Genomic DNA, 10,351 nt, shown 5'->3' on the forward strand with positions numbered 1-10,351 from the left:
AGCGGCCTCCCCCACGACAAGGTGGTTCTCCGTGCTCCGATCGCATTCCGTCCGGCACTGTGCTGCCCCGGGCGTCAATCCACCACCCGAACGGGCGACCCCGCTGCTGAGACTCGGTGTGGCCTTCTCCTGCCTGCTGCTGACCGCGGTCGGCGCGGTCGCGTTCGCCTCGCCCCCGGCGCACGCCGCCGTGTCCAACCCGACCCAGTACGTCGACCCGTTCATCGGCACCGACGACAGCACCGCGCCCAACCCGGTGCCGGGCGGCGCCGGCGGAAGCACCTATCCGGGCGCCGTGGTCCCGTTCGGCGGCGTCCAGCTGAGCCCGGACACCCCGACCGCCTCACCGTCCGGCTACCGCGCCTCGGACACCACCATCGAGGACTTCAGCGCCACCCACTTCGACGGTGCGGGCTGCTCGAACAACGAGGACCTCCCGATGCTCCCGGTCACCGGAGCGCTCGGCGCCTCACCCGGCACCAGCTGGACCAGCTACGCGTCCGGCTACACGAAGGCGAACGAGGCCGCCGCGCCCGGCTACTACAAGAACCGGCTGGACAAGTACGCCACCAACGTCGAGCTGACCGCGACCACGCGCACCGGCATGGGCAAGCTCGTCTACCCGGCCGGCACCACCTCCCGGCTGCTGATCAACACCAGCCGCAGCGCCACCGGCAACCGCAGCGGCTCGGTCCAGATCAGCGGCTCGGAGGTCAGCGGCAGCGTCACCGCCGGCGGCTTCTGCGGCTCGTCGAAGACGTACCAGATCTTCTTCGACATCCGCTTCGACAAGGCCCCCACCGGCTTCGGCACCTGGAGCGGCGGCACGGTTACCGCGGGCTCGGCGAGCGCCAACGGCACCAACACCGGCGCCTATGTCACCTTCGACACCACGGCCAGTCAGAACGTCCAGTTCAAGGTCGCCCTGTCCTACGTCAGCGTCGCGAACGCGAAGACCAACCTCACCACGGAGAACAACGGCTGGGACTTCAACGCCGTACGGACCGCGGCGGACACCTCCTGGAACCAGATCCTCAACCGGGTCCAGGTCTCCAGCGGCGGCGCCACCGAGCTGCAGAAGTTCTACACCTCGCTCTACCACGTCTTCCAGAGCCCGAACATCTCCAGTGACGTCAACGGTGACTACCGCGGCTTCGACGGGGCGGTGCACAACTCCGCCCACCCGGTCTACCAGAACTACTCCGGCTGGGACATCTACCGCTCCTGGGCGGCCCTCATCGCGCTGATCGCGCCGACCGAGGCGAGTGACATCGTCAAGTCCATGGTCCTCGACGGCCAGCAGGGCGGCCTGCTGCCCAAATGGTCGCAGCAGACCAACGAGGACTTCGTGATGACGGGCGATCCAGGACCCATCATCGTCAGCAGCATGTACGCCTTCGGCGCCCGTGACTTCGACACCGCCGCCGCGCTGACACTGATGGAGAAGTCCTCCAACGGCGGTACCACCCAGGGCACCGCGATCCGCGGCCGGCAGTCCACGTTCACCAGCCTGCACTACATCAACGGTGACCCGTCGGACTCGCTGGAGTACTCGGCCTCCGACTTCGCGACGGCGCAGTTCGCCAAGTCGCTGGGCAACACGACGAGCTACAACACACACATGACGCGCGCCCAGTGGTGGCGCAACACGTTCAACACCGAGTCGGGTTTCGTGCACCCGCGCAACAGTGACGGCAGCTGGCCCTGGCCCCTCGACCCGGCCAGCCAGTCCACCTTCACCGAGGGCAACGCGGCCCAGTACACCTGGATGGTCACCTACGACTTCGCCGACCTCATCAACTCGATGGGTGGCCGGCAGACCGCCGTGCAGCGACTGGACCACCACTTCACCGAGGTCAACGCCGGGCAGAGCCGGCCGTACTACTACATCGGCAACGAGCCGGAACACGGTGTGCCGTGGGCGTACGACTACGCCCGGCACCCGTCCGGCGCCTCGGACGCGGTGCGCAAGGTGATGACCGAGTCGTTCACCACCGGACCGGGCGGACTGCCCGGCAACGACGACCTGGGTGCGACCTCCGCCTGGTACGTCTGGGCGGCGCTCGGCATGTACCCGGCCACCCCCGGCGCCGACACGCTCGCCGTGCACGGCCCGACGTTCCCCTCCATCACGATCCAGCGGGCCGCCGGGGACATCACCATCAACTCCTCGGGCTCCGGGAACTACGTCCAGGGCCTGAGCGTCAACGGCACGTCCACCAGCCACAATTACCTGCGCTACCCGGACGTGGCGGGCGGCGGGACGCTGAACTACACGATGGGCGGAACGCCGAGCGCCACCTGGGGCACCGGCGCCAACGACGCGCCGCCGTCCTTCCAGGACGGCGGGACCTCGGTCCCGGCCGCTCCCGAACTGGGTGCGAATCTCGCCCAGGGCAAGCCGGTGACCACCGCCTCGACCCCCTGCGCGGCGGCGGAGTCGGCGGACAAGGCCGTCGACGGCACGCTGAAGAACAACAGCAAGTGGTGCACGAACTCGACGAGCCCGGCGATGCAGGTCGACCTCGGTTCCGTGCAGACGGTCTCCTCGTTCGTCCTCAAGCACGCCGGACTGGGCGGCGAGAACACCGCCTGGAACACCGGTGCCTACCAGATCCAGACCAGCACCGACGGCACGACGTGGTCCACCGCGACGACCGTCACCGGTTCCCGGTCCAGCAGGACGTACAACACCATCGCCGCCCGGCAGGCCCGCTACGTCAAACTCGCCGTCACCACACCCGGCAACAGCGGAGCCACCGCCGTGCGGATCTACGAACTCGAGGTCTACGGGGGCGGCAGCAGCGGCCCGGCCAACCTGGCGCTGAACCGGCCCGCCACCGGGTCCGCCTCCTGCAACACCACCGAGACACCTGACAAGGCGGTCAACGGCAGCGTCTCCGGAGGCAACACCGACAAGTGGTGCTCGGGCGCCGCCGGAACCAAGACCCTCCAGGTCGACCTCGGCGGATCGCACGCGCTGAGCTCGATCACCGTGCGGCACGCCGGCGCCGGCGGGGAGTCGGCCGGCTGGGACACCAAGGACTTCGATCTGCAGGTCTCCACGGACGGCACCACCTGGACCCCGGTGGCCCAGGTGCGCGGCAACACCTCCGACGTCACCAGCAACCCCTTCACCGCCACCGCCCGCTACGCCCGTCTCGCCGTCATCACGCCCACCCAGAACACCGACACCGCGGCCCGGATCTACGAATTCGAGGTCTACGGCACCTGATCAACCGTCCTTCCGAGCCCCGGTCGTCGGTCGACGACCGGGGCTCCGCCGCGCCCTCACTTCGAACGTGATGGAAGGAGTTGCGGCCTCCACCCCCCTCCATGAGGCTGGGCACCGCCGACCGAGCAACCGTTTCAGGACAGCGGGGGAAGGGTCGGCAGGCCGGCGGGGGGACCAACACGGGGGTGTGGTCCACCCGCCCGCGCCTTTGCGGCCGACGCCCGCCTCCGCGTCATGCCTCCTGCGTGCCGGTTTCGGTCCGCCATAGGATTTGAACACGTTCAATGTTATGTTCTTCGCCATCGCACCGGAGATGACGCATGAGCGGGGGCAGCATGAGCGTGACCACATTCGCCGGCTGGACACGGGGATTCGAGGCCGAAATCGAGCGCCGGCGCGCACAGGGCGAACCGGACTGGGCGGCCGGCGCGAGCCTGCCGGGGCCGCTCGCGCGCAGCCTGCAGCGCTTCCAGGTCGGCGAGGACGGCGACGGAGCGAATCTGATCCGCAAGGCCGACGAGGCCGGGGACCGCGACTACGCCGCTGCGGTCCGGCTGTTCGTGGCGGAGGAGCAGAACCACGCGCGACTGCTGGCGCTGCTGCTCGGCGCGGGCGGGATGCCGACCATCGCGGCCCACTGGAGCGACTCGGTCTTCGTCCGGCTGCGCAGACTGCTCGGCCTGAGACTTGAGTTGCTGGTCCTGATGATCGCCGAGGTCGTGGCCCTGCGGTACTACCGGGCCGTCAGTGAGGGCGCCGGGGACCCGCTGGTCGGCGAGGTCGCGGCGCGGATCCTGGCGGACGAGCGGCGGCACGTCCCGTTCCACTGTCTGCGGCTGCGGGAGGCGCTCGGCGTACTGCCCGGGGCGCTGCGCGTCCTCGTGATGACCGGCTGGCGGCTGCTGCTGCTCGGTGCCACCGTCGTCGTCGCCTGGGACCACGGGTCGGCGCTGCGCGATCTCGGCCTGCCGCGGCGCCGGTTCATCGCCGATGTCATGCGGTCGTCCTCGGACGTCGTCGCCGACATCCTGCCGAAATCGCCTTGCGGAGAATTGCCGCCGGGCGCCGGTCCGGGCTCATGGGAGACCACGGATGCAGCTGAAGGTGCGGGAGTTCCGGCCCCGGATCGGGCCGGTGGAGTACCGCGTCGTCCAGCCGTGGGAACCGCTGCGGCACACGGCGCTCGGCAATCCGGACGGGTACGGCTGTCTGATAGGTGACTTCGCGGCAGGACGGGGGCTGCGGGAGGAGAACGTTCCCAAAGGCCACTCGGTCCTGGTCTCCATGCTCAGCTGGGAGTTGCGGCCGGACCCGTCGGTCCACCGCATGCAGTTCGACATCTGCTTCAAGGCGCACCCGCCGTACGAGCACTTCCGCCGTCCGGGCCGGCGCCTGCCCGCCGCCTGACGCGGGGCTCGGACCCCACGCGCCGATAGGGGGTCCGGCACCACCATCGCCGGGTGCCCAACCCCACTGACCTGGCCGTCGTCCTGTCGCAGACTCGTGCATGTCAGCAAGTACGAGCGAGCACGGGGAGTCCAGCGATGAAGGGTCACACTCGACGGGACGTAGTACGCAGCGCGGCGATCGTGGCGGCGGGGGGTTTCGCGGCACAGCTGGTCGGCGGCGGGTCCGCCGGGCTGACGTCGGCCGGCGCGGTGACGGGGGCAGGGGCGGGTGGCGGCAGCAGCTTCCCGTTCCTCCAGGGGGCCTTCGCGCCGGTGACGAAGGAGGTGACGGCGTTCGACCTGCCGGTCACCGGCCGCGTCCCCCGTGAACTGAACGGCCGCTATCTGCGGAACGGCCCGAACGTACTCGGTCTCGAGGACCCCCGGGCGCATCACTTCATGCTCGGCGAGGGCATGGTGCACGGCGTCCGGCTGCGAGACGGCCGAGCCGAGTGGTACCGCAACCGCTGGATCCGTTCGTCCGGTGTGGCCAAGAAGCTGGGCGAGCCGTACCACGGTCCGGTTCCGGAGAACGACTTCGCGAACAACACCCATGTCATCGCGCACAAGGGCCGCGTGCTGGCGCTGCAGGAGAGCGGGCCGCTGCCCTACGAGCTCGACGAGGAACTCAACACCGTCGGCACGTACGACTTCGGCGGGACGTTGAACGGCCCGTACACCGCGCACACCAAGTACGACGCCCACGCCGGTGAGCTGCACGCCGTCACCTACTACCCGACGTGGGACCACATCCGGCACCTCGTCGTCGACCATGCGGGACGGGTGGTCAGGACCACCCGGATCCCGGTGGCGGACAGCCCGATGATGCACGACTTCGCGCTCACCAGGAAGTACGTGATCATCTTCGACATCCCCGTCACGTTCGACCCGGTGGCCGCGGAGGCGGGCAAGCTGGTGCCGTACATCTGGAACGACAACCATCCGTCGCGGGTCGGGGTGCTGCCGCGCGACGGCGGGCGGATCCGCTGGTTCGAGGTGCCGCCCTACTTCCACTCGCACACCCTCAACGCCTACGACGAGGGCGATTCGGTGGTCGTGGACATCACCACCTACCCGGCCCCCTTCTACGTCGACGGGCGGGGCTCCGACGGTCCCTCGTCGTTCAGCACCCCGTCACTGAACCGGTGGACCATCGACCTGGCGCACGGCCAGGTGCGGTTCGCCCGACTCGACGACCGCCCGCAGGAGTTCCCCCGGGTCAACGAGACGATGGTCTCCCGGCGGCACCGGTACGGCTACTCGGCGGCGGCCGCCGAGATGTTCACGGCCTACGAGACGGTCGACGGCGTCCCGCCCGACGAGTCCTTCAGCAACGCGCTGATCAAGCAGGACCTGGTCCGCGGCACCTCACAGGTGCACCGGCTGCCGAAGGACGCCGCGGCCGGTGAGGCGGTCTTCGTCTCCCGGCACGGCTGCGATCCGCACCCGACGGCGGCCGAGGACGACGGCTACACGCTGGCGTATGTGCACAACCCGGACCGCGGAGCGTCCGACCTGGTGATCCTGTCCGCGCAGGACTTCACCGGGAAGCCGCTCGCGCGCATCCATCTGCCGGCACGGGTGCCGCTCGGCTTCCACGGCAGCTGGGTCGCGGACGAGTGACCTCACCCTGACCGGGCCCCGCCTCAGCCGCTCACCGCCACGGGCGCCGCACCCGCCGTACGGGTGCGGCGCGCGGCGGGGACGACGAGCGGGGTGCCGGTCTCGGGGTCGCCGATGACCTGGCAGCGCAGCCCGAAGACCCGTTCCACCAGGTCCGCGGTCACGATGTCCCGCGGTGCGCCCTCGGCCACGACCTTTCCGTCCCGCAGCGCGATGAGGTGCGTGGCGTACCGGGCGGCGTGGTTGAGGTCGTGGAGGACGGCGACGAGGGTGCGGCCCTGCTGCTCGTGCAGATCGGCGCAGAGGTCGAGGATCTCGATCTGGTGCTGGATGTCGAGGTACGTCGTCGGCTCGTCGAGCAGCAGCAGCGGGGTCTGCTGGGCGAGCGCCATGGCGATCCAGACGCGCTGGCGCTGCCCGCCGGAGAGCTCGTCGACATAGCGGTCGGCGAGGTCGCCGACGGCGGTGGCGGCCATCGACTCGTCGACGATCCGTTCGTCGTCCCGCGACCACTGGCGCAGCAGCCCCTGGTGCGGATAGCGGCCGCGCGCGACGAGGTCGGCGACGGTGATGCCGTCGGGCGCGACCGAGGTCTGGGGGAGCAGCCCGAGGATCCGTGCGGCCTTCTTCGCGGGGAGCGATCCGAGCGCGGCAGTTCCGAGGACGAGCTCCTCGCCGAGGTGGTTGCCTGAGCCGGTGCCCCGGCCGCTGGATGGGCACCGGTCCGGTGTCCCGTTCCGGCCGGTCGGGGCAGCGCACTTGAGTACCGTTCGAGGTGAGCGGTGCAAGAGTGGTGGGGGCAGTCCGCCGTGCCCCTCGGGGAGGAGTCCCGCACATGCCCCAGAGGTTGACGCGCCCATGGGCCGCCGCACTCGCCCTGCTCCTGGCCGTCCCCGTGGTGGCAGCCTGCGACGGCATGGACAAGGCGCTCGACTGCGCCAAGATCGCCGCCCGGATCGCCGGGGATGTGCAGGACCTGCAGTCGACGGCCACCAATATCGGCCAAGTGTCGGAGCAGAGCCGCCGCCAGGACACCTCCGCGTCCCTGTCCAAGCTGGAGAAGGACCTCCAGGAGGTCGGGGGCAACAGCGTCCATGTGGAGGTCCGCAAGGCCTTCGACGATCTGTCCGCCGCGCTCGGCAGCGCGAGGGAGCGTGCCAAGGACGGTAAGGGCCCGGATGTGAAGCCCCTCGCGGACGCGGCGGGCCGGCTGTCCGTCGCCTGCACGACGGGATAGCGGACCGCCGTCAGAGCTTGGCGGATCGCGCGCCGGTGCGGTCCGGCCGGGTGGTCGCCGCGTGGGCGGCGAGGACCAGTTGGACGCTGTGGTCGACGAGGCGTTCGCGCGAGACGTCCAGAGTGCCGCGGAGGTGGCCGGCGAACAGGTTGGCCAGGCCGCCGACCAGGGCGTAGGCGGTCATCCGGCGGCCGGAGTCGTCCGTGCCGTCCGCGAGCTGGCCGTCGATGAGGTCGGTGAAGGACGGCATCCATCGGTGGCTGTGCTCGCCCAGGACGGGATCGGCGAACGGTTCGAGGAGGAGCAGCCGCCCCTTGTGCGGGTCGTCCAGGACGAGCGCGACGAACGCCTCGACGGCGGCGCGGGCACGGGCCTCCGGTTCCGGCGAGGTGCGGGCGACGGCGTCCGCGAGCGTGGCGCGGGCCTCGGTGGCGACGCGCTCGAAGGCGGCGAGCAGCAGCGCGTCGCGGTCGGCGAAGCTCTCGTAGAAGTAGCGGTCGGTCAACTTCGCGCGGCGGCAGACGGAACGGACGGTCACGGCCGCGCTGCCGTCCTCGCCGGCGAGGCTCAGGGCGGTCGCGAGCAGCGTCTCGCGGCGCGTCTCACGGCGGGCGGCCAGCGTGCTGCCGCCCCAGGTGCGATCGCTCAACAGGGTCTCCTCGTAGGTGTGTTGACGACACCCGTCCGCACATTCTAATCTGGGCATCCTATTCTGATGACACCCGTCATCAGTTGGAGGTGCACCGTGTCGGACGTCTTACCGCTCGGACCGGAATCACTCACCTGGAAGTACTTCGGAGACTGGCGCTCCCTGCTGCTCGCCCCTTGGGCAGGCTCGATGCAGAACATGCACCCCGAACTCGGCGCCGGAGTCGCCGAGCACTCGCGCTTCTTCGAGGAGCGCTGGGAGCGGCTGTACCGCTCGCTCTATCCGATCGGCGGCGTCGTCTACGACGGCCCGCGCGCCGCCGAGACCGCGCGGACCGTCCGCGGCTACCACGACACGATCAAGGGCGTGGACCGCTCCGGCCGCCCGTACCACGCACTCAACCCCGGCACGTTCTACTGGGCGCACGCGACGTTCTTCGTCCTGACCATGCATGTCGCGGAGTACTTCGGCGGCGGGCTCACCGAGGCGCAGCGACGGCAGCTCTTCGACGAACATGTGCGCTGGTACGCGCTGTACGGGGTGAGCATGAAGCCCGTTCCCGCGACCTGGGAGGACTTCCAGGCGTACTGGAGCCACATGTGCGCCGAGGTGCTGGAGGACAACGAGCCCACCCGGCAGGTCCTCGACCTGGGCGCGGTCACCAGACCACCCGCCCTGCGTCTGCTGCCGGTTCCGGTGTGGGACGTGGCCCGGATACCCCTCGCCCGGCTGACCCTCTGGATGACGGTCGGCATGTATCCGCAGGCCGTACGGGAGCGGCTCGGCTACGACTGGACGCCGCGCGACGAGCGCAGACTCCGTGCCCTCGGACATCTCGTGAACCGGGGCATGCGGCTCGTGCCGCACGAGCGCCGCTTCCACCCCCGGGCGCGGGCCGGCTGGCGGCGGGAGAGCGGCCGGCTGCCGCTGGGCGCACCCACCGTGCACACTCCGCTCCGCAACCTCCCGCCGGCCGATGAACGGCACCTGCCGCAGCACTACATGCCGGGCGACCGACCCAGGGCGTGACCGCGGGTGCTCCCTGCCGCACACTGGGGCGGGAGCGCCCCCGGTTCGGGAACCCCGGCGTTTTCTGTTGTCCCGTCGCCGTGCGGGAGTCTCCTGAACGGCGGACAAGTGCCGATCCCGGCGGACGGCGCGCGGGGGCGGGGCAACGGGCGAACGACAGGGAGCACAGCGCGATGCGAGGAACCGAGCGGAGCGGCGGACCGGACACCGGCACGGTGATCGCGGCCCGGGGCGGCGACCGGCGGGCGCTGGACGAGCTGCTCGCCGACTGCGTCCCGCTCGTCTACAACATCGTCGGACGGGCGCTGAACGGACACAGCGACGTCGACGACGTGGTCCAGGAAACGCTGCTGCGGATCGTGCGCGGGCTGCCCGATCTGCGGGATCCGCGGTCCTTCCGCTCCTGGATGGTCGCCATCGCCGTCCATCAGGTGCGTGACCGGGAGCAGCAGCACCGTGCCGCGCGCCATCGCCGGGCCGATCTGGAGGCCGCTGAGCAACTGCCCGATCCCGGCTCCGACTTCGCCGCGCTCACGATCCTGCGGCTGCGCCTCACCGACCAGCGCCGGGAGGTGGCCGAGGCCACCCGCTGGCTCGACGGCGACGACCAGGAACTGCTCGCCCTGTGGTGGCTGGAACAGACAGGTGAACTCGACCGGGCCGAACTGACCCTCGCCCTCGGCCTGTCGGGGCGCCATGCCGCGGTACGCGTCCAGCGGATGAAGGAACAGATGGAGACCGCCCGCTCGGTGGTGCGCGCGCTCCACCACGTCGGGCATCCGGGCAGCTGCACGGAACTGGCCGCCCTCACCCGTGACTGGGACGGAACGCCGAGCCCGCTGTGGCGCAAGCGGCTGGCCCGGCACGTACGCGGCTGCGCCGCCTGCGGCGGACAGATCGGCGAACTGCTGCCGATGAACCGGCTGCTCGGCGGGCTGCCGCTGCTGGTGCCACCGGCCGGCCTGGTCGCGCAGGTACTCCCGGCGGCGGCGCCGCACACGGCCGTCCCGCACGCGACCGTCCCGCACGCGACCGTCCCGCACGCGACCGTCCCGCACGCGGCCGTCCCGCACACCGCCGTTCCGCATCCGTCCGGCCTGAGCGGTGCGCCCGGCAGGGCGCGGGCCGCG

At 70.7% G+C, this 10,351-nt stretch carries 8 protein-coding genes and 1 pseudogene; 7 read left to right on the top strand and 2 right to left on the bottom strand.

The genetic code is table 11. From position 1 onward, the window contains the following. Positions 1-31: 31 nt before the first annotated feature. The 4 genes and pseudogenes from G3I60_RS32620 to G3I60_RS32635 all read left to right on the top strand — a co-directional run bounded on the left by G3I60_RS32620 (position 32) and on the right by G3I60_RS32635 (position 6,306). A complete protein-coding gene (locus G3I60_RS32620; protein WP_203674449.1) occupies positions 32-3,235 on the top strand; it encodes a GH92 family glycosyl hydrolase in 3,204 nt (1,067 codons plus the stop codon). Between the two features lie 335 nt (positions 3,236-3,570). Beyond that, positions 3,571-4,266, top strand: a pseudogene (locus tag G3I60_RS32625) (ferritin-like domain-containing protein); the annotation flags it as partial. A 253-nt stretch (positions 4,267-4,519) separates the two neighbouring features. Then, positions 4,520-4,642 carry a hypothetical protein gene (locus tag G3I60_RS46580; RefSeq protein ID WP_275405854.1) on the top strand — a complete coding sequence of 41 codons (123 nt, stop codon included), beginning with the start codon at positions 4,520-4,522 and terminating at the stop codon, positions 4,640-4,642. Between the two features lie 137 nt (positions 4,643-4,779). Beyond that, the gene (locus G3I60_RS32635; RefSeq protein ID WP_164292759.1) at positions 4,780-6,306 is read left to right on the top strand and encodes a carotenoid oxygenase family protein; all 1,527 of its coding nucleotides are present in this window, start codon (positions 4,780-4,782) and stop codon (positions 6,304-6,306) included. A 23-nt stretch (positions 6,307-6,329) separates the two neighbouring features. Here the strand turns inward: G3I60_RS32635 and G3I60_RS32640 are convergent, their stop codons facing one another. Further along, positions 6,330-7,094 (bottom strand): ABC transporter ATP-binding protein, encoded by a 765-nt coding sequence (locus G3I60_RS32640; RefSeq protein WP_239070523.1) that lies wholly within the window; start codon positions 7,092-7,094, stop codon positions 6,330-6,332. Between the two features lie 47 nt (positions 7,095-7,141). On the opposite strand from G3I60_RS32640, the gene G3I60_RS32645 reads away from it, so the two are divergent. Beyond that, positions 7,142-7,543 carry a hypothetical protein gene (locus tag G3I60_RS32645; protein WP_164292758.1) on the top strand — a complete coding sequence of 134 codons (402 nt, stop codon included), beginning with the start codon at positions 7,142-7,144 and terminating at the stop codon, positions 7,541-7,543. Positions 7,544-7,553: 10 nt separating this feature from the next. Here G3I60_RS32645 and G3I60_RS32650 read toward each other — a convergent pair whose 3' ends face one another. Continuing rightward, the gene (locus tag G3I60_RS32650; protein WP_164292757.1) at positions 7,554-8,192 is read right to left on the bottom strand and encodes a TetR/AcrR family transcriptional regulator; all 639 of its coding nucleotides are present in this window, start codon (positions 8,190-8,192) and stop codon (positions 7,554-7,556) included. Between the two features lie 96 nt (positions 8,193-8,288). Between G3I60_RS32650 and G3I60_RS32655 the strand changes: the two genes are divergently transcribed. Continuing rightward, positions 8,289-9,221, top strand: a complete 933-nt coding sequence (locus G3I60_RS32655; protein WP_244808978.1) for an oxygenase MpaB family protein — start codon at positions 8,289-8,291, stop codon at positions 9,219-9,221. Between the two features lie 173 nt (positions 9,222-9,394). Next, on the top strand, positions 9,395-10,351 hold a 957-nt coding region (locus G3I60_RS32660; protein WP_164608088.1), incomplete at its 3' end, for an RNA polymerase sigma factor.

It is taken from the genome of Streptomyces sp. SID13666 (assembly GCF_010548325.1).
In the GTDB taxonomy this organism is placed as follows: domain Bacteria; phylum Actinomycetota; class Actinomycetes; order Streptomycetales; family Streptomycetaceae; genus Actinacidiphila; species Actinacidiphila fildesensis.